The organism is Pseudomonas botevensis, from assembly GCF_019145475.1.
Lineage (GTDB): Bacteria > Pseudomonadota > Gammaproteobacteria > Pseudomonadales > Pseudomonadaceae > Aquipseudomonas > Aquipseudomonas botevensis.
In genome coordinates this window covers 60,772-83,739 of record NZ_JAHTKI010000015.1, presented here as the reverse complement: position 1 = coordinate 83,739, position 22,968 = coordinate 60,772, and the positions used below count along the sequence as shown (strand labels likewise).

17 protein-coding genes are annotated in these 22,968 nt (G+C 61.7%); 13 read left to right on the top strand and 4 right to left on the bottom strand.

The window, feature by feature from the left end:
- The first annotated feature begins 307 nt into the window (after window positions 1–307).
- The 3 genes from KVQ74_RS19100 (at window position 308) to KVQ74_RS19090 (ending at window position 7,060) form a co-directional block, all read left to right on the top strand.
- Complete coding sequence (locus tag KVQ74_RS19100; RefSeq protein WP_217832722.1) at window positions 308–3,583, top strand: transglutaminase family protein; 3,276 nt, start codon at window positions 308–310, stop codon at window positions 3,581–3,583.
- 100 nt (window positions 3,584–3,683) lie between these two features.
- A complete protein-coding gene (locus KVQ74_RS19095; RefSeq protein WP_217832721.1) occupies window positions 3,684–6,167 on the top strand; it encodes a circularly permuted type 2 ATP-grasp protein in 2,484 nt (827 codons plus the stop codon).
- A complete protein-coding gene (locus tag KVQ74_RS19090) occupies window positions 6,167–7,060 on the top strand; it encodes a transglutaminase family protein (protein WP_217832720.1) in 894 nt (297 codons plus the stop codon). Before KVQ74_RS19095 ends, KVQ74_RS19090 begins: the two co-directional genes overlap by 1 nt.
- Before the next feature lie 25 nt (window positions 7,061–7,085).
- On the opposite strand, the gene KVQ74_RS19085 is transcribed toward KVQ74_RS19090, so the two are convergent.
- Window positions 7,086–7,673 (bottom strand): LOG family protein, encoded by a 588-nt coding sequence (locus KVQ74_RS19085; protein ID WP_217832719.1) that lies wholly within the window; start codon window positions 7,671–7,673, stop codon window positions 7,086–7,088.
- A 343-nt stretch (window positions 7,674–8,016) separates the two neighbouring features.
- Between KVQ74_RS19085 and azu the strand changes: the two genes are divergently transcribed.
- Both azu and KVQ74_RS19075 read left to right on the top strand, forming a co-directional pair.
- On the top strand, window positions 8,017–8,463 hold the full coding sequence (gene azu, locus KVQ74_RS19080; RefSeq protein WP_217832718.1) for an azurin: 447 nt from the start codon (window positions 8,017–8,019) through the stop codon (window positions 8,461–8,463).
- A gap of 212 nt (window positions 8,464–8,675) precedes the next feature.
- Window positions 8,676–9,584, top strand: a complete 909-nt coding sequence (locus KVQ74_RS19075; protein WP_217832717.1) for a hypothetical protein — start codon at window positions 8,676–8,678, stop codon at window positions 9,582–9,584.
- 76 nt (window positions 9,585–9,660) lie between these two features.
- On the opposite strand, the gene nadE is transcribed toward KVQ74_RS19075, so the two are convergent.
- The 3 genes from nadE to KVQ74_RS19060 all read right to left on the bottom strand — a co-directional run bounded on the left by nadE (window position 9,661) and on the right by KVQ74_RS19060 (window position 12,734).
- A complete protein-coding gene (gene nadE / locus KVQ74_RS19070; protein WP_217832716.1) occupies window positions 9,661–10,488 on the bottom strand; it encodes an ammonia-dependent NAD(+) synthetase in 828 nt (275 codons plus the stop codon).
- A 4-nt stretch (window positions 10,489–10,492) separates the two neighbouring features.
- Window positions 10,493–11,716 carry a nicotinate phosphoribosyltransferase gene (gene pncB, locus KVQ74_RS19065; protein WP_217832715.1) on the bottom strand — a complete coding sequence of 408 codons (1,224 nt, stop codon included), beginning with the start codon at window positions 11,714–11,716 and terminating at the stop codon, window positions 10,493–10,495.
- 112 nt (window positions 11,717–11,828) lie between these two features.
- Complete coding sequence (locus KVQ74_RS19060; protein ID WP_217832714.1) at window positions 11,829–12,734, bottom strand: LysR family transcriptional regulator; 906 nt, start codon at window positions 12,732–12,734, stop codon at window positions 11,829–11,831.
- Between the two features lie 165 nt (window positions 12,735–12,899).
- Here KVQ74_RS19060 and amaB point away from each other — a divergent pair, with 165 nt between their 5' ends.
- The 8 genes from amaB (at window position 12,900) to KVQ74_RS19020 (ending at window position 22,952) form a co-directional block, all read left to right on the top strand.
- Window positions 12,900–14,390 (top strand): L-piperidine-6-carboxylate dehydrogenase, encoded by a 1,491-nt coding sequence (gene amaB / locus KVQ74_RS19055; protein WP_217832713.1) that lies wholly within the window; start codon window positions 12,900–12,902, stop codon window positions 14,388–14,390.
- A gap of 156 nt (window positions 14,391–14,546) precedes the next feature.
- Entirely contained in the window at window positions 14,547–15,830 is a 1,284-nt protein-coding gene (gene amaA, locus KVQ74_RS19050; protein ID WP_217832712.1) for an L-pipecolate oxidase, read from the top strand.
- Window positions 15,831–16,199: 369 nt separating this feature from the next.
- Window positions 16,200–17,333 (top strand): ABC transporter substrate-binding protein, encoded by a 1,134-nt coding sequence (locus KVQ74_RS19045; RefSeq protein ID WP_217832711.1) that lies wholly within the window; start codon window positions 16,200–16,202, stop codon window positions 17,331–17,333.
- Between the two features lie 237 nt (window positions 17,334–17,570).
- Window positions 17,571–18,485 carry an ABC transporter permease subunit gene (locus tag KVQ74_RS19040; RefSeq protein ID WP_007950661.1) on the top strand — a complete coding sequence of 305 codons (915 nt, stop codon included), beginning with the start codon at window positions 17,571–17,573 and terminating at the stop codon, window positions 18,483–18,485.
- Window positions 18,486–18,488: 3 nt separating this feature from the next.
- On the top strand, window positions 18,489–19,790 hold the full coding sequence (gene livM, locus KVQ74_RS19035) for a high-affinity branched-chain amino acid ABC transporter permease LivM (RefSeq protein WP_217832710.1): 1,302 nt from the start codon (window positions 18,489–18,491) through the stop codon (window positions 19,788–19,790).
- Entirely contained in the window at window positions 19,787–20,659 is an 873-nt protein-coding gene (locus KVQ74_RS19030) for an ATP-binding cassette domain-containing protein (RefSeq protein ID WP_217832709.1), read from the top strand. Before livM ends, KVQ74_RS19030 begins: the two co-directional genes overlap by 4 nt.
- On the top strand, window positions 20,656–21,372 hold the full coding sequence (locus KVQ74_RS19025) for an ABC transporter ATP-binding protein (protein WP_217832708.1): 717 nt from the start codon (window positions 20,656–20,658) through the stop codon (window positions 21,370–21,372). Before KVQ74_RS19030 ends, KVQ74_RS19025 begins: the two co-directional genes overlap by 4 nt.
- Before the next feature lie 815 nt (window positions 21,373–22,187).
- Complete coding sequence (locus tag KVQ74_RS19020) at window positions 22,188–22,952, top strand: SDR family oxidoreductase (protein WP_217832707.1); 765 nt, start codon at window positions 22,188–22,190, stop codon at window positions 22,950–22,952.
- Window positions 22,953–22,968 lie beyond the last annotated feature (16 nt).

Genomic DNA, 22,968 nt, shown 5'->3' with positions numbered 1-22,968 from the left:
CAGTGAGATTTACCCCCCAGCCCTCTCCCCCAGGGGGCGAGGGGGAAAGGGAGCCGATCTTCATGCTTTTCAAAACTCGACTGCGTCGGCGCAGGGCTGATAATCACCACGGTCAGTCCCCTCGCCCTCCGGGAGAGGGTTAGGGCACTCTTCGCAACATTTGCGTGCAATGACGTGCGCGCGTTTTCCTCCGCCGCCCGATTTTGGTGCTGTACTGCCCTGAGCATTTCCGGGAAAGCGCCCAGGTCCCTGCATGGCATAAGTCTTGCGCGCTTTCGAAAACGCTCAGACTCGCAGGAGGCACGCCGTGTCGATCCATGTCGCATTGCACCACGTCACGCATTATCGCTATGAACGCGCGGTCGAACTCGGCCCGCAGATCGTTCGTCTGCGCCCGGCCGCCCACAGCCGCACGCGGATTCTGTCCTATGCGCTGAAAGTCGCGCCCGAGCAGCATTTCATCAACTGGCAGCAGGACCCCCAGGGCAACTATCTGGCACGGCTGGTGTTTCCCGAGAAGACGCAAGAACTGCGGATCGAAGTCGATCTGCTGGCCGAGATGGCGGTGTTCAATCCGTTCGACTTTTTCCTCGAACCCTATGCCGAGAAAATCCCCTTCGCCTACGCCGCCGATGAGCGCAAGGAACTGGCGCCATACCTCGAAACCTTGCCCCTGACGCCGAAGTTCAAAGCCTATCTGGACGCCATCGAGCGCACGCCGTTGCCGGCCGTGGACTTCCTGGTGGCGCTCAATCAGCGCCTGAGTGAGGACATCAACTACCTGATCCGCATGGAGCCCGGGGTGCAAACCCCGGAGCACACCCTTGAGCACGCCTCGGGATCCTGCCGCGATTCGGCGTGGCTGCTGGTGCAACTGCTGCGCAATCTCGGACTGGCGGCGCGCTTCGTCTCTGGATATCTGATTCAACTGACGGCGGATGTGAAAAGCCTCGACGGCCCGTCCGGCACCGAAGTGGACTTCACCGATCTGCATGCCTGGTGCGAGGTTTACCTGCCCGGCGCCGGATGGATCGGCCTGGACGCCACGTCCGGACTGTTCGCCGGTGAAGGGCATATTCCCTTGGCCTGTAGTCCCGATCCGTCGTCGGCGGCGCCGATCAGTGGGCTGGTGGAGCCTTGCGAGTGCGAATTCAGCCATGAGATGTCGGTGGAGCGGATCTGGGAGGCGCCACGGGTCACCAAGCCCTACACCGATGAGCAATGGCTGGCGATCCAGGCGCTGGGCCGGCAGGTCGATGCCGACCTGCTGGAGGGCGACGTGCGCCTGACCATGGGCGGTGAGCCGACTTTTGTGTCCATCGACGACCCGGACGGCGCCGAGTGGAACACCGCCGCCCTGGGCGCGGACAAGCGCCGGCTTTCCGCCGAACTGTTCCAGCGCCTGCGCAAACACTACGCGCCGCAGGGGCTGGTGCATTTCGGGCAGGGCAAGTGGTATCCCGGCGAACAACTGCCGCGCTGGTCGTTGAACAGTTACTGGCGCCGCGATGGCGTGCCGATCTGGCACAACAGCGCGCTGATCGCCGACGAGCAGCAGGACTACGGCGCCGATGGCCAACTGGCCGGGCGTTTTCTGGCGAGTGTCGCCGAACGCCTGAAATTGCCTGAGCGGTTTGTCTTCCCGGCCTACGAGGACAACTTCTATTACCTGTGGCGCGAGGGCGCATTGCCGAGCAACGTCAGTGCCGAAGACTCGCGTCTGGAAGACCCGCTGGAGCGCGCACGCCTGCGCAAAGTGTTCAGCCAGGGGCTCGATAAAGTGATCGGCCAGGTACTGCCGCTGGCGCGCACCGCCAAAGGCGATCAATGGCAGAGCGGGCGCTGGTATCTGCGCGACGAGCATTGTCGTCTGGTGCCGGGGGACTCACCGCTGGGCTATCGCCTGCCATTGGCTTCGCAACCCTGGGTGAAGGCCGCCGAGTACCCGTTTATCCACCCCAATGACCCGAATCAGGACTTCCCGGATCTGCCCGACACCGCGCAGCTCAGCAATCCTGGCGAGGCCGCCAGGCCTGAGGAGCGCCGACCGGCCATCGACCAGTCCGCCGACTGGCTGACCCGCACTGCATTCTGCGCGGAGGCTCGCGAGGGCCGGTTGTACCTGTTCATGCCGCCGTTGGAGCGGGTCGAGGATTATCTGGAACTGGTCACGGCCATCGAGGCCACCGCCGAAGAACTGCATTGCCCGGTGCTGCTGGAGGGCTACGAGCCGCCGAGCGATCCGCGCCTGAGCAATTTGCGCATCACACCGGATCCGGGGGTGATCGAAGTCAACGTGCAACCGTCCGCGACCTGGGATGAACTGGTCGAGCGCACCGAATTTCTTTACGAACAGGCACGACAGACCCGACTCACTACCGAGAAGTTTCTGATCGATGGCCGGCATACCGGCACCGGCGGCGGCAACCATTTCGTACTGGGTGGCGCGACACCGGCCGACTCACCGTTTCTCCGCCGCCCGGATCTGCTGCGCAGCCTGATCAGTTACTGGCATAACCATCCGTCGTTGTCCTACCTGTTTTCCGGATTGTTCATCGGCCCGACTTCCCAGGCGCCACGGGTTGATGAAGCGCGCAATGACGCGCTGTATGAGCTGGAGATCGCCTTCGCGCAAATGCCCGCGCCGGGTGAGGTATGTCCGCCGTGGCGGGTGGACCGGTTGCTGCGCAATTTGCTGATCGATGTCACCGGCAACACCCATCGCGCCGAATTCTGTATCGACAAACTCTATTCGCCGGATGGCGCCACCGGGCGCCTTGGCCTGTTGGAGTTGCGGGCGTTCGAGATGCCGCCCCATGCGCGTATGAGCCTGGCTCAGCAGTTGCTGTTGCGAGCGCTGGTGGCGCGGTTCTGGCGCGAGCCTTACGCGCCGTCGAAACTGGCGCGCTGGGGCACGGAACTGCATGACCGCTTTCTGTTGCCGCACTTTATCGAACAGGATTTCGCCGACGTCATCGTTGAGCTGAACAACGCCGGTTATCCGCTGCGCGCCGAGTGGTTCGCTGCGCATCGGGAGTTCCGCTTTCCCAAGGTCGGCGATTACGCGGTCAACGGCATCGAACTGGAACTGCGCCAGGCCCTCGAGCCTTGGCATGTGCTGGGCGAGGAGGGTACGGCGGGCGGCACGGTGCGCTACGTCGACTCCTCGCTGGAGCGTTTGCAGGTCAGGCTCACCGGGCTGGCGCCGCAGCGCTATAGGCTGACTTGCAACGGCATCCCGGTGCCGCTGCAACCGAGCGGGCGGGTCGGCGAGTTTGTCGCCGGGGTGCGTTTTCGCGCCTGGCAACCGGCCAACTGCCTGCAACCCGGTATCCCGGTGCATGCGCCGCTGGTGTTCGACCTGCTCGACACCTGGATGCAGCGCTCGCTGGGCGGTTGCCAGTACCACGTCGCGCATCCGGGCGGACGCAATTACGAGACGCTGCCGGTCAATGCCAACGAAGCGGAGAGTCGGCGCATGGCGCGGTTTTTCCGCATCGGCCACACGCCGGGGAAACTTCCTGTACCGAATCTGACCATGACTGACGAGTTGCCGATGACGCTCGATTTGCGACGTTTCTAAAGCGTCTCCCTTTTCAGGCACGACGCGCGGATTTTTCGTATATCCGGGCGTCATGTGCCTGCGTTAGTCTGACCTTTCCTTGCTGGCTGCCGAGCTTTCCATGCCTGACCTGCTTGACCGCTACCCGCTCACGGCGGGCACTTATCACGAACTGCTCGACGCCAGCGGGGCGGTGCGTCCGCATTGGCGGCGGCTGTTCGACCAATTGCAGCGCAGCACGCCGGCGCAACTGGGGCAGCGTCAGGCACTGCTGGCGCGACAGATACAGGAAAACGGCGTCACCTATAACGTCTACGCCGATCCCAAGGGCGCCGATCGTCCATGGGAGCTGGACCTGCTGCCCCATGTCATTGCCGATGATGAATGGCAGCAGCTGTCGGCCGGGATCGCCCAGCGTGCGCGACTGCTCAATGCGGTGCTGGCGGACCTGTACGGACCGCAACGCCTGATCCGCGAGGGCCTGCTGCCGGCGGAACTGGTGTTCGGCCACAACAATTTCCTCTGGCCGTGTCAGGGCCTCGCGCTGCCGGACGATGCCTTTCTGCATCTGTATGCCGTGGACCTGGCGCGTACGCCGGACGGCCGCTGGTGGGTGACGGCGGATCGCACCCAGGCGCCGTCCGGTGCCGGTTATGCGCTGGAAAACCGCACCATCGTGTCCCGGGCCTTTCCCGAGTTGTATCGGGATTTGAAAGTGCAGCATCTGGCCGGGTTCTTCCGCACCTTGCAGGAAACCCTGGCCCGCCAGGCACCCTGCGTCGATGAGGCGCCGCTGGTGGTGTTGCTGACGCCGGGGCGATTCAACGAAAGCTATTTCGAGCATCTGTATCTGGCGCGTCAGCTCGGCTATCCGCTGGTAGAGGGCGGCGACCTGACGGTGCGCGACGCCACGGTCTACCTGAAAACCCTCAGCGGTTTGCGCCGGGTTCACGCGATCATGCGGCGGCTCGACGATGACTTCTGCGACCCGCTGGAGCTGCGTACCGACTCGGCGCTGGGCGTTCCCGGACTGCTTGAGGCCGTGCGTCAGGGCCGCGTTCTGGTGGCGAATGCGCTGGGCAGCGGAGTCCTGGAATCGCCCGGGCTGCTGGGCTTTCTGCCGAAGATCAATCAGTACCTGTTCGGCGAAGAACTGATCCTGCCGTCCATTGCGACCTGGTGGTGCGGTGAGGCGCCAGTGTTGGCCCAGGCCCTGGAAAAACTCCCGGAACTGCTGATCAAACCGGCGTTTCCATCGCAGAGTTTCACGCCGGTTTTCGGTCGCGACCTGAGCGAAAAGCAGCGCCAGGCGCTGGCCGCGCGTATGCAGGCCCGGCCCTATGCCTACGTCGCGCAGGAGTTGGCGCAACTGTCCCACGCGCCGGTCTGGCAGCCCGAGAACGGTCAACTGCAACCCCGGGCGATCGGCATGCGCATGTACGCGGTGGCCAGCCGCGACGGTTACCGGGTGTTGCCGGGTGGCCTGACCCGTGTTGCGGCGGACGCCGATGCCGAAGTGGTGTCCATGCAGCGCGGTGGTGCGAGCAAGGACACCTGGGTACTCGGTGACCTGCCGCCGAGCGGTGAACAGTGGAAGGCCCAGCGCAATATCGGCGTGCATGATCTGGTACGGCGCGACCCTTATCTGCCATCGCGGGTGGTGGAAAACCTGTTCTGGTTCGGCCGCTACTGTGAGCGTTGCGACGGCAGTGCGCGGCTGTTGCGGATCATGCTCGCGCGCTACGTCGACGGTGATGACCCGCAGGCGTTGCAGGCCGCCGTGGCCCTGGGCGAGAGGCTGATGCTGTTGCCGGACGAGGGCGAGTTGCCGCAGCGACTGCTCGCGGCGCTGCTGGGGGATGATTGGTCGTTCAGCCTGCGCTCCAACCTGCAACGCCTGCAGTGGGCGGCATCGCAGGTGCGCGGCAAGCTCTCGCGGGAAAACTGGCAGGCGCTGGTGGAGTTGCAGCGCGAGGCAGCGGAGCTGGACACCGACGCGCCGGACTTCGGCGAGTTGCTGGACTTCCTCAACCGGCTGGTGATGTCGCTGGCGGCGCTGTCCGGGTTTGCCCTGGACGACATGACCCGCGACGAGGGCTGGCGCTTTCTGATGATCGGCCGGCGCATCGAACGCCTGCAGTTTCTCAGCAGCAGTCTGGCGGGGTTTCTGCGCGGTGCCGCTTTCGATCAGGCGGGGCTGGAATGGTTGCTGGAGCTGGGCAACAGCAGCATCACCTATCGCTCGCGCTATCTGGCGGTAGCGCAGCTGATTCCGGTGCTCGACCTGTTGCTGCTGGATGAACAGAACCCTCATGCGGTGCTGTTCCAGTTGAAGCTGGTGACCCGCACCCTCAAACGGCTGAGCGACGATTTCGGCGTGCCACGTGAGGCGGGCCTGCCAGGTCTGGTCGAGCGCCTGGCGCGCTTCGATCTGGGTTGCCTGGAGAATCCGCTGTTTGGTGAATCCAGCCTCCGCGCGGCGCTCGAAGGGCTGGCGGATCTGTTGCAGGACATCGCCGATGCCAGCGGCCAGGTGTCCGATCGTCTGGCCCTGCGCCATTTCGCCCACGTCGATGATGTCAGCCAGCGCACGGTGTCCGTCTGATGAATGCCCGTTACCAGATCCTCCACGACACCTGTTATCACTACGACAGCCCGGTTTCCCTGGCGCAGCAACTGGCGCATCTGTGGCCCCGGGAATGCGCCTGGCAGCGCTGGACCGAGCGGCAATTGCTGATCAGTCCGGAGCCGACGACCCGCCGTGATGAGCAGGATGTGTTCGGCAATCCGCTGACACGCCTGGCCTTCGAGCGGCCCCATGATGAGTTGCAGGTCAACGCACGTCTGACGGTCGAAGTGCTGGCGCGGCCGGCGCTGGATTTCAATCTGTCTGTGGCCTGGGAACTGGCGCGCAATGAGCTGACCTACAATAGCCAGCCGTTGTCCGCTGAACGGCTGGAGGCCTGCCGCTATCGTTTCCAGTCGCCTTACGTTCACCTGAAGCGCAGCTTCGTCGAGTTCTCCGAAAGCTGTTTCCCGGCGGGACGTCCCCTGTTACTGGGTGTGCGTGCCTTGATGGAAAAAATCTTCAGCGAATTCACCTTCGACGCTGAAGCGACCCAGGTGGCGACGCCATTGGTGGAAGTGCTGGAGCGTCGACGTGGCGTCTGTCAGGACTTCGCTCACCTGATGCTGGCCTGCCTGCGCTCCCGTGGGCTGGCGGCGCGTTACGTCAGTGGCTATCTGCTGACCCGGCCACCGCCGGGGCAACCCCGGTTGATCGGCGCCGATGCGTCCCACGCCTGGGTTTCAGTGTTTTGCCCGGTGCTGGGCTGGGTCGATTTTGATCCGACCAACAACGTGCAACCGGCGCTGGAACACATCACCCTGGCCTGGGGCCGGGATTTTTCCGATGTATCGCCGTTGCGCGGGGTGATTCTGGGCGGCGGGAGCCATGACCCGGAGGTGCGGGTCACGGTGCTGCCACTGGATCAATGAGGCCCGGGATCAGCTCCTGGCGGGATCAGCCTGGTTTCTGGTCCACCCACTTCGGGGCGACGGTTGGTTTCCAGCTATCCAGCGCATCGAGCAAGGTCTGTGGCGATTCGCTGACTTGCAGCATCTCGCGGTGTGGTGCGCGGACGAAACCTTCGCCGACGATGTGGTCGAGAAACGCGGTGAGCTTGCTGTAGAAACCGTTCACTTCCAGCAGGCCCAACGGTTTGCCGTGATAGCCGAGCTGGCCCCAGGTCCAGACTTCAAACAGCTCTTCGAGGGTGCCGAGGCCGCCGGGCAGGGCGATGAAGGCGTCGCTCAGTTCAGCCATCCGCGCCTTGCGGGCGTGCATGCCATCGACCACTTCCAGGCGGGTCAGGCTCTTGTGACCGATTTCCTTGTCCATCAGGCTCTGCGGAATGATGCCGATCACTTCGCCACCGGCCGCCAGCGCCGCGTCGGCGACGATCCCCATCAAACCCACGGCGCCCCCGCCGTAGACCAGAGTCAGTTTACGTTCGGCCAATGCCCGGCCAAGGGCTTTGGCGGCCTCGGTGTACGCCGGGGTGGTACCGGCGTTGGCGCCGCAAAATACACAAACGGAAGTGAGAGACATGCGTTGCTCCTGTGTCGATCAGTCGCACAGGGTAATGGCTGGCAGGCCTCGCTCCAAGGGCTAGACTTCGCGGCGAGGCATTTCACAGGTGCCGCTGGCGCCGCAGGCATAGGCGGCGAGCAGGCTGCGCAACAGGTCGTTAAAGATCATGACGGGCACTCCGTATCAGTTGGATGGGCCGATCATAGAGCTGGCCGGGAAATCTGGCCGGTAGATTGTTTCGATGGATGTCATAGCCTGAAAGTTGTATACAATTTTTGACTCAAGTCATATGAACTTGCGAAGATTTCAGGCAGTCTTCCTACCACTCGTGTTTTTGTTAACCCTGCCTTGGAGATTCACCATGTTTTCCAAAGTTGTTGCGGTATCCCTGCTGGCGCTGGCCAGCAGCCAATTGATGGCTGCCGAGTGTAAAACCACCGTTGACTCCACCGACCAGATGTCCTTCAACACCAAGGCCATCGAAATCGACAAGAGCTGCAAGACCTTCACCGTCGAACTGACCCACTCCGGCAGCCTGCCGAAGAACGTGATGGGCCATAACCTGGTGATCAGTAAAGAAGCCGACATGCAGCCGATCGCCACCGCCGGCCTGGCCGCAGGCATCGACAAGAACTACCTGCCGGAAGGCGACGCTCGCGTCATCGCCCACACCAAGATCATCGGCGCCGGCGAAAAAGATTCGCTGACCATCGACGTGTCCAAGCTGACCGCCGGCGAAGCCTACGGCTTCTTCTGCTCGTTCCCGGGCCACATCTCGATGATGAAAGGCACTGTGACCGTCAAGTAAACGCACAGTCCCGGCAATACAAAAAACGCCGTTGCGGTAGTACCGCAACGGCGTTTTTGCGTCTGGGGCATTGCTCGGACGGGGGAGGGCCGCTGGTCGGAAAAAGGCCGCCACCTGTAATTTCTGACAGTAGACGAAGATTTTGATCGCGCGTCAGATGGCATGGCGCTCAGATCGCTTTGCGCGTTCATTTTCGAAAAAGGAGTTTTCGCATGACCGATCAAGAGAAATTCCCCGGAGCACACGCTTTGACTCAGTCGCCCAATAAACAATCCAGGGAGATGGAGCCAAGAATCTTGTCCGTTAGAAACGGTGATGGGGTTGAGATTGAACCCGGAGGTATCAGTAAAAATGCTTATCTGAGGATTAGAGGCGAGGCTGAACCTGGTCAAACTGTAGAACTCGTCGATGGTGCTTTTTTCCTGGAAAGGGCTATTGCCAACGAAGACGGACACTTCGAATTCCATGTAACCAAGCAAAAGCGGGGTGAACGCTATTACAGAGTGCTAGCCGCCAATGGCACGGAATCAGAAACATGGGTTGTCTTCATGGACGTGGCGGCTGCACGCATTCTCTGGGTGACGGGGCCTGACGGCGTTCCCATCGAGGATGGCAGTCTCACTCGTTTCAATGCTCTGAACTTTGTTGGCGAGGGGGAGCCGAGTACGCAAATAGAGCTTTGGGATAATGATGAACTGCTGCAAACACTCAATGTTGATGCCAGCGGGCATTGGAGTGCTTTCGTCGAGTACGTAGCACCCGGTAATCATGCGTTCACCGCTGTCGAACGAAACGGCGATGCATCGCTGCCGCACCATATTAGAGTCGTCGCGGTTGAGCTCACGCTTCAGTTTATTTATGGGGAAAGGTTTCGACTGATCGGCAATCACGAGACGACCTCTGATACATCGGTGACGATTGTGGGGACGGCCGGCTTCAAGGCGAAAGGGCATATTGTTGATTACGACGGTGAGCTGGCGCCATTCGAGGCCGATGAGAACGGCATTTTTACCGTCAGGCTTCGTAATCTGCAGCCCAAGGTCCATACCTTCAGAGCCAAGTCCGGCGACCAACTGTCATCCACGTTAGTCATCAGGGTGATATCGCCAACGCAACGATGACTCAGCATGACGCGGCCAAAGCCAAAAGGCTCACCGGGTCAAACCTCGGTGGGCCTTTGCATGTCGCGGTCAGGACTTACGGCGCAAACGGCATCACGCGCTTGTGATGGGTCTTGTTGTACGTGTTGACGATGATCTTGAACGCTTCCTCACGCACCGGCTCGCCGTGCAGGAACGCGTCGATTTCGGTGTAGGTCACGCCGTGGGAGGCTTCGTCGGGTTTGCCCGGCGACAGGTCTTCGAGATCCGCCGTCGGGATTTTTTCCACCAGCGATTCCGGCGCGCCGAAGCTGCGGGCGATCGCGCGTACCTGATTTTTCACCAGGCCGCTGAGCGGCGCGAGGTCGCAGGCGCCGTCGCCGAACTTGGTGAAAAAGCCCATCACCGCTTCCGCCGCGTGGTCGGTGCCGATCACCAGCCCGTGCGCCGCGCCGGCGATGGTGTACTGGGCGACCATGCGCATCCGCGCCTTGGTGTTGCCGAGGACGAAGTCCACCGACACCGCATGCTTGCCTTCGAACGCCGCGACTTCGCCGGCCAGGGACTTCACCGCCGGGCCGATGTTGACGGTGTGGCGTTCGTCCGGGGCGATGAAGTCCACCGAGGCCTGGGCCTCGTGTTCGTCGAACTGCACTTCGTACGGCAGACGCACGGCGATGAACTTGTAGGCGTTGTCGCCGGTACGTTCGCGCAATTCGCGCATGGCGCGCTGGGCGAGCAGGCCGGCGGTCAGCGAGTCGACGCCGCCGCTGATGCCCAGCACCAGGGTCTTGAGGCCGGAATTGACCAGGCAATCCTGAATGAAGGTGATGCGTCGGGCGACTTCGGCCTCAAGGGCCTTGTCGTCGGCGAACGGCGGCTGGACCTTGAGCTGTTCAGCAATCTCACGCTGTACGGCTTGCATGAATTCACTCCTTGCTAGATAGGCTGGAAACGGCAGGAATCTGGAAAACGTGTCGCAAATAGGCGACGAAATTCGGGTCTTTGCAGTGAGTCTTGCCTGGCTCGTCGGAGACTTTCGCCACTGGCTGGCCGTTGCAGGCGGTCATTTTAAGCACGATGCTCATCGGTTCGACACCCGGAATGTCGCAGGTGAGGTTGGTGCCGATGCCGAAGCTGACATTGATCCGTCCACGCAGCGCGCGGAAGATTTCCAGCGACTTGGGCAGGGTCAGGCTGTCGGAGAACACCAGCGTCTTGCTCATCGGGTCGATGCCGAGCTTGTGATAGTGGGCGATGCATTTTTCGCCCCACAGCACCGGATCCCCGGAGTCGTGGCGCAGTCCGTCGAAGAGCTTGGCGAAGTACAGATCGAAATCGCCGAGGAAGGCATCGGTGGTGATGCAGTCGGTCAGGGCGATCCCGAGCAGGCCGCGATACTCGCGAACCCAGCAATCGAGGGCGGCGCTCTGGCTGTCGATCAGTCGTGGGCCGAGTTGCTGATGGGCCATGATCCATTCGTGGGCCATGGTGCCCAAGGGTTTCATGTCCAGCTCGCGGGACAGATGCACGTTGCTGGTGCCGACGAAGCGTCCGGGGAAATCATGCTTGAGCACGTTCACCACTTCTTCCTGCACGCGGTAGGAGAACCGGCGGCGGGTGCCGAAATCGGCGACCTGCAATTGCGACAGTTCCTCGGCCGAGGCGTTGGCGGTCAGCCAGTCGAATTTGCGGTAGAGCTGCTCGCGGGCCTGGCCCAGAACGATTTCACGGTAGCGATAGCGGTTGCGCACTTCGCTGACGATCGCCAGCAGCGGCACTTCGAACAGAATCACATGCAGCCATGGCCCGCGCAGGCGGATGAACAATTCGCCATTCTCGATCCCGGTGTGCAGATAGCGCAGGTTGAAGCGGAACAACCCCAGAAAGCGCAGAAAGTCCGGTTTCAGGAAGGAGATGCGCTCAAGAAAACTCAACTGATCGGCGCTCAGACTCAACTCCGCCAGGCGCTCGATCTGGAAGCGGATCTCGGCCAGATACGGGCGCAGATCTTCGCTGTTGCGGCAACGGAACTCCCATTCGACTTCGACGTTGGGGTAGTTGTGCAGCACCGCCTGCATCATCGTCAGTTTGTAGAAGTCGGTGTCGAGCAGGTTCTGCACGATGCGATCGGCAAACACACTCTCGCTCATAAACGGATCTCCAGGTACACCGCGCCGGTGCGCGGGATCAATCAATGGCGCTAGTGGCGCATATCAGCGATAGGGATTGCCAGCATTTTTTGACACGGCTGCGGGCGCGGGCTCATGGCATTTGCGGGCTGTCGATCTGCTCCAGCATCCATTTCACGAAATCCCGCACCTTGGGCACTTCCACGGCGTGCTCCGGATAGGCCAGGTAGTAGGCGTCGTTGCTGGGCATCGCATGCTGCCAGGGAATGACCAGTTTGCCGTCGGCCAATTCCTCTTCCACCAGGAATTTCGGCAAAAGGGCTACACCGCAACCGACCTGCGCCGCACGGATGCACATATAAAAGGTTTCGAAACGCGGGCCATGGTAGCTGTGCTCGGTCTGGTAGCCCTGGCTGTCGAACCAGTCGTGCCAGGCCTGCGGGCGCGAGGCGTTTTGCAGCAGCACCAGATCGGTGAGTTGGGTCGGGTCGGTAAACGGTGTGTCGGGCAGGCTGCCGGGGGCGCACACCGGCACCAGTTCTTCGCCGAACAATTTCAGGCATTCGGTGCCGGGGCGCGATCCCTGGCCGAAATAGAACGCCAGATCGCTGCGTCCTTGCAGCAGGTCATCGGCCTCCTGCTCGTTGCACAGATCCAGATGAATCGATGGATGACGCAGACGCCAGCCCTTGAGCCGTGGCACCAGCCAGCGGGCGCCGAAAGTCGAGGGCGTGGAGACGCGCAGGACTTCGGTTTCGCCGCCGTAGGAACGCAGGTAATGAGTCGACATCTCGACCTGGGTCAGGATTTTTCGGACTTCCACCAGGTACAGATCCCCGGCCGGGGTCATCTGCAAACGGCGCCGTACCCGACGAAACAACAAGTGCTGCAACAATTCCTCAAGCTGCGCCACCTGCTTGCTGACGGCGCTCTGGGTCAGGTTCAGTTCCTCGGCGGCCCGGGTGAAACTCAGGTGCCGGGTCACGGCTTCGAAGCACTGCAACGCGGTGATCGATGGCAGGTGGCGTTTGTTGAGCATGGGTGATCCCTTTTTCTTGTCTCTCAAACTTTGCATGAATAAACGGAATGATATCTCGCGTAATGGTCGTTTGTTGCCTTGCGTGATGAAGGCTACAACTAAAGGCCTGCCCGGACGTGAAATCCGCGTCCGCACCTATTCCGTTTTTCGTTTGAGGAGTGACCCATGGTTGCCGCATTGCTTGATCGTCTTGGCGTGAACCCGGCCCTGTACCAGAACGGCAAAGTGCCGGTGCATTCGCCCATCGACGGCAGTCGCATCGCGGCTGTGAACTGGGAAGGCCCGGCCGAAGTCGAGCAGCACATCAGTCGCGCCGATCATGCGTTCGAACAATGGCGCAAGGTGCCGGCCCCGCGTCGCGGCGAGCTGGTGCGCCAGTTCGGCGAGGTGCTGCGCGAATACAAGGCCGACCTCGGCGAGCTGGTGTCGTGGGAGGCGGGCAAGATCACTCAGGAAGGCCTGGGTGAAGTGCAGGAGATGATCGACATCTGCGACTTCGCCGTCGGTCTGTCGCGCCAGTTGTACGGTCTGACCATCGCCTCCGAGCGTCCGGGCCACCACATGCGTGAAACCTGGCATCCGCTGGGCGTGGTCGGCGTCATCAGCGCCTTCAACTTCCCGGTCGCGGTGTGGGCGTGGAACACCACGCTGGCGCTGGTCTGCGGCAACCCGGTGGTGTGGAAACCGTCGGAGAAAACCCCGCTGACCGCACTGGCCTGCCAGGCGTTGTTCGAGCGTGTGCTGAAGAATTTCAGCGATGCCCCGGCGCATTTGAGCCAGGTGATCATTGGTGGCCGCGATGCCGGTGAAGCGCTGGTTGATGATCCACGCGTGGCGTTGATCAGCGCTACCGGCAGCACCCGCATGGGCCGCGAAGTCGCGCCGAAAGTCGCTGCGCGTTTCGCTCGCAGCATTCTGGAACTGGGCGGCAACAATGCGATGATCCTCGGCCCGAGTGCTGACCTGGACATGGCCGTACGGGCGATCCTGTTCAGCGCCGTCGGCACCGCCGGTCAGCGTTGCACCACCCTGCGTCGTCTGATCGCCCACGAGTCGGTGAAAGAAGAGATCGTCACCCGCCTGAAGGCCGCGTATTCCAAAGTGCGCATCGGTCATCCGCTGGAAGGCAATCTGGTCGGCCCGCTGATCGACAAGCACAGTTTCGAAAACATGCAGGACGCGCTGGAGCAAGCGCTGAGCGAGGGCGGCCGGGTGTTCGGCGGCAAGCGCCAACTGCAAGAGCAATTCCCCGATGCCTACTACGTCTCGCCGGCCATCGTCGAGATGCCGGAGCAGAGCGACGTGGTCTGCCACGAAACCTTCGCGCCGATCCTGTACGTGGTGGGCTACACCGATTTTGCCGAGGCGCTGCGCCTGAACAACGCTGTGCCGCAGGGCCTGTCGTCGTGCATTTTCACCACCGATGTGCGTGAGGCCGAACAGTTCATGTCGGCGGTCGGCAGCGATTGCGGCATCGCCAACGTCAACATCGGCCCGAGCGGCGCGGAAATCGGCGGCGCGTTCGGCGGCGAGAAAGAAACCGGTGGCGGTCGAGAGTCCGGTTCGGACGCATGGCGCGCCTACATGCGCCGCCAGACCAACACCGTGAACTACTCGCTGGAGTTGCCACTGGCTCAGGGCATCACGTTCGACTGAGGTCTGAACCGTACGCAAATTCCCTGGGAAGCGAATTCGCTCGCGAAGGCGCTGTGCCAGTCGACGTAGAGGTTGGCTGATACACCGCTTTCGCGAGCGAGCCTGCTCCCACAAGGTAACAAGCCGTGTTTGTTAGGTTTCTGTTGGAGTCTGGCAATGCCGTTACGCGAAGAATGTCTATGGGAACAACTCACGCCGCACAGGCCCGATAACGCGGCGCTGCGGGGCGAGGTCAAGGTCGATGTCTGCGTGATCGGCGCCGGGTTTACCGGGTTGTCGGCGGCGCTGCATCTGCTGGAAAAGGGCAAGAGCGTTTGCGTGCTCGAAGCCCATCGCGCCGGGCAGGGCGGCTCCGGGCGTAACGTCGGGTTGGTCAATGCCGGGCTGTGGATTCCACCGGACGAGATCGAGGCCGGGTTCGGCGAAGCGGTCGGCAGTCAGCTCAACCGCATGCTCGGCGCGGCGCCGGCGCTGGTGTTCAGCCTGGTGGACAAGTACCACATCGATTGCCAGTTGCGCCGCGAAGGCACCCTGCACATGGCGCACAACGCCAAGGGTGAGGCGGATCTGCGCAGCCGCGAGCAGCAGTGGAAACGTCGCGGCGCGCCCGTGGAGTTGTTGACCGGTCAGGCCTGCCAGCAAGCCACCGGCACCAAAAAGATTGCCGCCGCGCTGCTTGACCGCCGCGCCGGCACGCTCAATCCGATGGCCTATGTCACCGGGTTGGCCAATGCCGTGGCCGGTCTCGGCGGGCAGATGTTCGACCATTCGCCGGTGACTCGTCTGGAGCGCCAGGGCCAGAAGTGGTCGGTGCAGACCGCTCAGGGTTCGGTGCTGGCCGAACAGGTGGTGATCGCCTCCAACGCCTACACCGAGGGCGACTGGACCGAACTCAAGCGCAATTTCTTCCCCGGTTATTACTATCAGGTCGCTTCGGTGCCGCTTACCGAAGACGCCGCCCGGGAAATCCTGCCGGGCGGGCAGGGCTCCTGGGATACCCGTCAGGTGCTGAGCAGCATTCGCCGTGACAAGGACGGTCGCCTGTTGCTGGGCAGCCTCGGCAACGGTAATCAGAAACCGACCTGGTTTCTCAAGGCCTGGGCCGACCGGGTACAGCAGCATTACTTCCCCGGTCTCAAACCGGTTGAGTGGGAATGCACCTGGACCGGGCGCATCGCGTTTACCCCCGATCACTTGATGCGCTTGTTCGAACCGGCGCCCGGACTGGTGGCCGTCACCGGTTACAACGGTCGCGGCGTCACCACCGGTACGGTGGTCGGCAAAGCTTTCGCCGACTATCTGTGTAACGGAAATCCTCAAGCCCTGCCGATTCCCTTCGCACCGATGCAGCCCTTGGCGGGCGTGGGCCTGCGCAGCTGTTTATATGAGGCCGGATTCTCGCTGTATCACGCGGGCCAGTGCTTGCGCATCGTGATTTGAGTGTTGAAATTTGTTGCATGAAGCGGCGCTTTTCGGCGTTGCGACTAGCCTGTAATGGTGCGGGTTGTAGCAGTCCCGCACCAGCAGTGTGCAGTTCGGTGACGCGGGCTGTTACAGGCTGGTTGCACGTCGTTTGCTGACGCGGTTGCAATGATGGCGCTGGCGGGTTGCGCCTGAAAAAGAATGTGGTTTTACCTTCCGCGGTTTAGACGGTTGCACGCCCAATGAAAATGGGAACGAAACAGTCGAAATAACAAGAAAGCAGCGACTTTTTGAAGAATAAAAAACCGATGGCACGGCCCTTGCTCTGAGCATTCAGTGAAGTGAAGTCGCAGTGCCAACTAAAAAAAAACCTTGGAGCACCACCTCATGTCCCAGACGTTTTACAAGAAAGGCTTTCTGGCCCTCGCAGTGGCTACTGCGCTGGGTGTTTCTGCGTTTGCACAAGCTGATGTGAAAATCGGTGTGGCGGGCCCGATGACTGGCGCCAACGCAGCATTTGGCGAGCAGTACATGAAGGGGGCACAAGCGGCGGCCGATGCGGTCAACGCGGCGGGCGGCGTCAACGGGGAAAAAATCGTACTGGTCAAGGGCGATGACGCCTGCGAGCCGAAACAGGCCGTGACGGTCGCCAAGGACCTCACCAACCAGAAAGTCGCCGGTGTGGTCGGTCACTTCTGCTCTTCCTCCACCATTCCGGCGTCGGAGATCTACGACGAAGCCGGCATCATCGCGATCACGCCGGGTTCCACCAACCCGCAGGTGACCGAGCGCGGCCTGAGCGCCATGTTCCGTATGTGCGGACGTGACGACCAGCAGGGCATCGTTGCCGGCGACTACATCGTCGACGTGCTCAAGGGCAAGAAGGTTGCCGTGCTGCACGACAAGGACACCTACGGTCAGGGCCTGGCCGATGCGACCAAGGCTCAGCTGACCAAGCGTGGCGTGACGCCTGTGCTGTATGAAGGCCTGACCCGTGGCGAGAAAGACTTCAGCGCCGTGGTCACCAAGATCCGTGCGGCCGGTGTCGATGTGGTCTATTTCGGCGGTCTGCACCCGGAAGCCGGTCCTCTGGTCAAGCAACTGCGCACCGAAGGCCTGAAAGACGTGAAGTTCATGTCCGACGACGGCATCGTGACCGACGAGCTGGTGACCACCGCCGGTGGCCCGCAGTATGTTGACGGCGTGTACATGACCTTCGGCGCCGACCCACGCCTGCTGCCGGACAGCAAGACCGTGGTGGACGCGTTCCGCAAGGCCGGCACCGAGCCTGAAGGCTACACCCTCTACGCCTACGCCTCGGTTCAGGCCCTGGCCGCCGGTTTCAACGGCGCCAAGTCCAACAAGGGTGAAGACGCTGCCAAGTGGCTGAAAGCCAACCCGGTCAAAACCGTGATGGGCGAGAAGACCTGGGACGCCAAGGGCGACCTGAAAATCTCCGACTACGTGGTTTACCAGTGGGACGCCACCGGCAAATACCACCAGCTGGAAAAACAGAAATAAGGCCTGACCCGATCAGCTGAGCCCCACCGATCACCGTGGGAGCGGGCTGCCCGCGAAGGCGCCGGATCGGTCGACACCCCTGTCGGCTGACCCATCGCCTTCGCCGGTTCGCCAGTTCCCACAGGTTCGGCGGGGCCCCGGCTGATCGTGGCTGACCTTGCTCCGGCGTATATCTGTATTTTCCTAGAAGAACCGCACACCCCGCGTGTACAGGTTCTCACTGCGTGAGATTGCGTTATGGATGGTATTTTCCTGCAGCAACTGGTCAACGGCCTGACCCTCGGGTCGGTCTATGGCCTGATCGCCATCGGCTACACAATGGTCTACGGCATCATCGGCATGATCAACTTCGCCCACGGCGAGGTTTACATGATTTCCGCTTACCTCGCGGCAATCAGTCTGGCTCTGCTGGCTTACTTCGGTATCGAATCCTTCCCGCTGCTGATGCTCGGCACACTGGTCTTCACCATCGTCGTGACCGGGGTGTATGGCTGGGTCATCGAACGCATTGCCTACAAACCCCTGCGCAACTCCACCCGACTGGCACCGCTGATCAGCGCCATCGGTATCTCCCTGATCCTGCAAAACTATGCCCAGATCAGCCAGGGCGCCCGGCAACAGGGTGTTCCGACGCTGCTCACCGGTGCCTGGCGGATCGACGTCGGTTCAGGCTTCGTCCAGCTGACCTACACCAAGATCTTCATCCTGGTCGCTGCTTTCGTCGGCATGGGCCTGCTGACCTACGTGATCAAGTACACCAAGCTCGGCCGCATGTGCCGCGCTACCCAGCAAGACCGCAAGATGGCGTCGATCCTCGGGATCAACACCGACCGGGTGATTTCCTACGTGTTCATCATCGGTGCAGCGATGGCGGCCCTGGCCGGCGTACTGATCACCATGAACTACGGCACGTTCGACTTCTACGCAGGCTTCGTGATCGGCATCAAGGCGTTCACCGCTGCGGTGCTTGGCGGGATCGGTTCGTTGCCCGGCGCGATGCTCGGCGGGATCATCCTCGGCATCTCCGAGTCGCTGTTCTCGGGCCTGGTCAACTCCGACTACAAAGACGTGTTCAGCTTCTCGCTGCTCGTACTTGTTCTGGTCTTCCGGCCGCAGGGCCTGTTGGGCCGTCCTCTTGTGTCGAAGGTGTAAGCGATGTCTTCAACCACTCCTAAAAAAATCGATGTGAAAAAAAGCCTGGTTGAGGCGATCCTTGCCGGCCTGATTGCCCTGATCGTGTTCGGCCCGATTGTCGGTGTCGTACTCGAAGGCTACAGCTTCAACCTGGAATCGACCCGCGTGGCGTGGATCATCGCCATTGTCATGGCCGGTCGCTTCGCCCTCAGCCTGTTCCTGCAGACGCCCAGGGGCCTGCGCATTCTCGAAGGGTTCGAAAGCACCGGTTCCGGGGTGCATGTGCTGCCACCGGACTACAAGTCGCGCCTGCGCTGGATCATCCCGCTGATGATCGCCATCGCGGTGGCGCTGCCGTTCTTCTCCAACTCCTACCTGCTGGGCGTGGTCATCCTCGGACTGATCTACGTGCTGCTGGGGCTGGGGCTGAACATTGTGGTGGGCCTGGCCGGTCTGCTCGACCTCGGTTACGTGGCGTTCTACGCCATCGGGGCCTACGGTCTGGCGCTCGGTTATCAGTATCTGGGGCTGGGTTTCTGGACCGTGCTGCCGCTGGCGGCGATCACCGCCGGGCTGGCCGGGTGCATCCTCGGTTTCCCGGTGCTGCGCCTGCATGGCGACTATCTGGCGATCGTGACCCTGGGCTTCGGTGAAATCATTCGCCTGATCCTCAACAACTGGCTGTCCCTGACCGGCGGTCCGAACGGCATGCCGGCGCCGCTGCCGACGTTCTTCGGCCTGGAATTCGGCAAGCGGGCGAAGGATGGCGGGGTGCCGTTCCACGAGTTCTTCGGCATCGCCTACAACCCGGACGTGAAGTATTACTTCATCTACGCGGTGCTGTTCCTGGTGGTTCTGGCCGTGCTGTACATCAAGCACCGTCTGGTGAAGATGCCGGTGGGCCGCGCCTGGGAAGCCCTGCGTGAAGACGAAATCGCCTGCCGTTCGATGGGCCTGAACCACGTACTGGTCAAGCTCTCGGCGTTCACCATCGGTGCGTCGACTGCGGGCCTGGCCGGGGTGTTTTTTGCCACCTATCAGGGATTCGTCAACCCGACCTCGTTCACCTTCTTCGAGTCGGCCCTGATCCTCGCCATCGTGGTACTCGGCGGCATGGGGTCGACCATCGGTGTGGTGATCGCTGCGTTCGTGCTGACCGTCGCCCCGGAACTGCTGCGCGGTTTCGCCGAATACCGGGTGCTGCTGTTCGGCATCCTGATGGTGTTGATGATGATCTGGCGACCACGGGGGCTGATCCGCATCAGCCGTACCGGGGTCACGCCACGCAAGGGTGCCATTCACTATGAGAGGACTGCGCCATGAGTGAAGTCGTACTCTCGGTGGAAAAACTGATGATGCACTTCGGTGGCATCAAGGCGTTGAGCGACGTCAGCCTGAAGGTCAAGCGCAACTCGATCTTCGCCCTGATCGGCCCCAACGGTGCCGGCAAGACCACGGTGTTCAACTGCCTGACCGGGTTCTACAAGGCCTCGGGCGGCAAGATCGAACTCAACGTGCGCGGCCAGCAGACCAACGTCATCAAGCTGCTGGGCGAATCGTTCAAACCGAGCGATTTCGTCTCGCCGAAAACCTTCGCCAGTCGCCTGTACTACAAGATGTTCGGCGGCACCCATCTGGTGAACCGCGCAGGGCTGGCCCGCACCTTCCAGAACATTCGTCTGTTCAAGGAAATGTCGGTGCTGGAGAACCTGCTGGTGGCCCAGCACATGTGGGTCAACCGCAACATGCTGGCCGGCATCCTCAACACCAAGGGCTACCGCAAGGCTGAAAGCGATGCGCTGGACTGCGCGTTCTACTGGCTGGAAGTGGTGGATCTGGTGGACTGCGCCAACCGTCTGGCCGGCGAGCTGTCCTACGGCCAGCAACGCCGTCTGGAGATCGCCCGGGCCATGTGTACGCGGCCGCAGATCATCTGCCTCGACGAGCCGGCCGCCGGCCTCAACCCTCAGGAAACCGAAGCGCTGAGCGCGATGATCCGGCTGCTGCGCGACGAGCATGATCTGACCGTGGTGCTGATCGAACACGACATGGGCATGGTAATGAGCATTTCCGACCACATCGTGGTGCTGGACCACGGCATCGTCATCGCCGAGGGCGGACCGGACGATATCCGCCACGATCCGAAAGTGATTGCCGCGTACCTGGGCGCCGATGAAGAGGAAGTGGCATGACCCGACCGATCATCGAACTCAAGGACCTGGACGTGTTCTACGGCCCGATCCAGGCGCTCAAAGGTGTTTCGCTGCACATCAACGAAGGGGAAACCGTCAGCCTGATCGGCTCCAACGGGGCCGGCAAGTCGACCCTGCTGATGTCGATCTTCGGCCAGCCACGGGCAGCGGGCGGGCAGATCCTCTATCAAGGCGTGGACATCACCCACAAGTCATCGCACTACATTGCCTCCAACGGCATCGCGCAGTCGCCGGAAGGGCGGCGGGTGTTCCCCGACATGACCGTCGAGGAAAACCTGCTGATGGGCACCATTCCGATCGGCGACAAACATGCCAAGGAAGACATGCAGCGCATGTTCGAGCTGTTCCCGCGGCTCGAGGAGCGGCGCAACCAGCGGGCGATGACCATGTCCGGCGGCGAGCAACAGATGCTCGCCATCGCCCGGGCGCTGATGAGCCGGCCCAAACTGTTGCTGCTCGACGAGCCGAGCCTGGGCCTGGCGCCGATCGTGGTGAAACAGATCTTCGCTACCCTGCGCGAACTGGCGAAAACCGGCATGACCATTTTCCTCGTCGAACAGAACGCCAACCACGCGTTGAAACTGTCCGACCGGGCTTATGTGATGGTCAACGGCGAGATCCGCCTGACGGGCACCGGCAAGGAATTGCTGGTCAACGAGGAGGTGCGTAACGCTTATCTGGGCGGGCACTGATTCCCGGCAAGTTGTCCACAAGCCCCGGCGCGCAAACGCCGGGGCTTTTTGCTTCTCAAGACCCCACAAGCCCCTGTCGGAGCGGGATTGCCCGCGAAGAGGCCGGCACGGCCACTGTCATCGCTGAATAAGTCTTGACAGCCCATTCGCCGAATTGTGGAAAACAAATCCCCCAACCTGCCAAAGCGCGACATAAAGCCGCTGCAAAACCCTGTTTTTGCACAGTTTTGACTTGTCCCCGTTTGCTGTGGAGCGGGCTGTGCATAACGTGGTGGTAGCTGGCTGTAAGCCTTGTAAACCGTGGCTTGCAGGCTGGTGGTTATTTTTTGATCAGGCGTTTTTCCTCCGCGCCGGGAGCGGTTTGTCAACCTTTTTATGGGCGGGGAAAAGTGGTCGGTGTCTTGTGGGAAATCCTGTGGATAAGTCTGTGATTAAACTCTGGAAAGACCGCGCTGAGGGCCGGGATTACTGGCCTCGCGCAATCATCGTCCTGACCGGGCGGTCGTGCAAAATGCCCAGCCCGGCACAACCGGCGGATCAGGGTCAAGCAAAAAACTTTGTATTTCGCCCGCAAAGCCTTGTGTGGCGCGGCTTTGCGCTGTTCCAGCTGTCCCCGGAAACTGTGGAAGGGCTTGTGGATAAGGTGCGTGCATGTGGCTACAGGCCACGAAATGCAAGGTGTTGCGCCGATTGATCGTTTTTTGTACAGGTTTCCGGTCTTGGCCAGTGGTTGCTCGTGAATGCCGGGCCGGGCATGCTGCCTGCTGATTTTCTATCCCCATGGCTGCTCCGGTAGCCGACGCAAGGAGAACACGATGTCCAAGACCCTGTTTATCACCGGCGCAACCTCCGGTTTTGGTGAAGCCTGTGCCCGCCGTTTCGCCCGGGACGGCTGGAAGCTGGTGCTGACCGGTCGTCGTGAAGAACGCCTCAATGCCCTCTGCGCCGAGCTGTCGAAGCAGACCGAAGTGCATGGCCTGGTGCTGGATGTGCGTGACCGCAAGGCAATGGAAGACGCGATCGCCAGCCTGCCGCCGTCGTTCGCCACGCTGCATGGCCTGATCAACAACGCCGGCCTGGCGCTGGGCGTGGATCCGGCGCCCAAGTGCGACCTCGATGATTGGGACACCATGGTCGATACCAACATCAAAGGCCTGATGTACAGCACCCGCCTGCTGCTGCCGCGTCTGATCGGCCATGGTCGCGGTGCGAGCATCGTCAACCTCGGCTCCATCGCCGGCAACTACCCGTATCCGGGCAGCCACGTGTATGGCGCGACCAAGGCGTTCGTCAAACAGTTCTCGTTGAACCTGCGCTGCGACTTGCAGGGCACGGGCGTGCGGGTCAGCAACATTGAGCCGGGGCTGTGTGAGAGTGAGTTCTCGCTGGTGCGTTTCGCTGGCGATCAGGCGCGCTACGACGCCACCTACGCGGGCGCCGAGCCGATCCAGCCCGAGGACATCGCCGAAACCATTTTCTGGGTGCTGAACGCGCCTGCGCACATCAACATCAACAGCCTGGAGCTGATGCCGGTGAGCCAGACCTGGGCCGGTTTTGCCATCGAGCGGAACAAGGCGTAAGACCGCATCAGCGTTC

Excerpts from the sequence above, each read along its gene's own strand:
- KVQ74_RS19075 (WP_217832717.1), top strand. The coding sequence starts at position 8,676 with ATGACCGATCAAGAGAAATTCCCCGGAGCACACGCTTTGACTCAGTCG.
- pncB (WP_217832715.1), bottom strand. The coding sequence starts at position 11,716 with ATGAGCGAGAGTGTGTTTGCCGATCGCATCGTGCAGAACCTGCTCGAC.
- KVQ74_RS19030 (WP_217832709.1), top strand. The coding sequence starts at position 19,787 with ATGAGTGAAGTCGTACTCTCGGTGGAAAAACTGATGATGCACTTCGGT.
- amaB (WP_217832713.1), top strand. The coding sequence starts at position 12,900 with ATGGTTGCCGCATTGCTTGATCGTCTTGGCGTGAACCCGGCCCTGTAC.
- azu (WP_217832718.1), top strand. The coding sequence starts at position 8,017 with ATGTTTTCCAAAGTTGTTGCGGTATCCCTGCTGGCGCTGGCCAGCAGC.
- KVQ74_RS19085 (WP_217832719.1), bottom strand. The coding sequence starts at position 7,673 with ATGTCTCTCACTTCCGTTTGTGTATTTTGCGGCGCCAACGCCGGTACC.
- nadE (WP_217832716.1), bottom strand. The coding sequence starts at position 10,488 with ATGCAAGCCGTACAGCGTGAGATTGCTGAACAGCTCAAGGTCCAGCCG.
- KVQ74_RS19020 (WP_217832707.1), top strand. The coding sequence starts at position 22,188 with ATGTCCAAGACCCTGTTTATCACCGGCGCAACCTCCGGTTTTGGTGAA.
- amaA (WP_217832712.1), top strand. The coding sequence starts at position 14,547 with ATGCCGTTACGCGAAGAATGTCTATGGGAACAACTCACGCCGCACAGG.
- KVQ74_RS19060 (WP_217832714.1), bottom strand. The coding sequence starts at position 12,734 with ATGCTCAACAAACGCCACCTGCCATCGATCACCGCGTTGCAGTGCTTC.
- KVQ74_RS19095 (WP_217832721.1), top strand. The coding sequence starts at position 3,684 with ATGCCTGACCTGCTTGACCGCTACCCGCTCACGGCGGGCACTTATCAC.
- KVQ74_RS19025 (WP_217832708.1), top strand. The coding sequence starts at position 20,656 with ATGACCCGACCGATCATCGAACTCAAGGACCTGGACGTGTTCTACGGC.
- KVQ74_RS19045 (WP_217832711.1), top strand. The coding sequence starts at position 16,200 with ATGTCCCAGACGTTTTACAAGAAAGGCTTTCTGGCCCTCGCAGTGGCT.
- livM (WP_217832710.1), top strand. The coding sequence starts at position 18,489 with ATGTCTTCAACCACTCCTAAAAAAATCGATGTGAAAAAAAGCCTGGTT.
- KVQ74_RS19040 (WP_007950661.1), top strand. The coding sequence starts at position 17,571 with ATGGATGGTATTTTCCTGCAGCAACTGGTCAACGGCCTGACCCTCGGG.
- KVQ74_RS19090 (WP_217832720.1), top strand. The coding sequence starts at position 6,167 with ATGAATGCCCGTTACCAGATCCTCCACGACACCTGTTATCACTACGAC.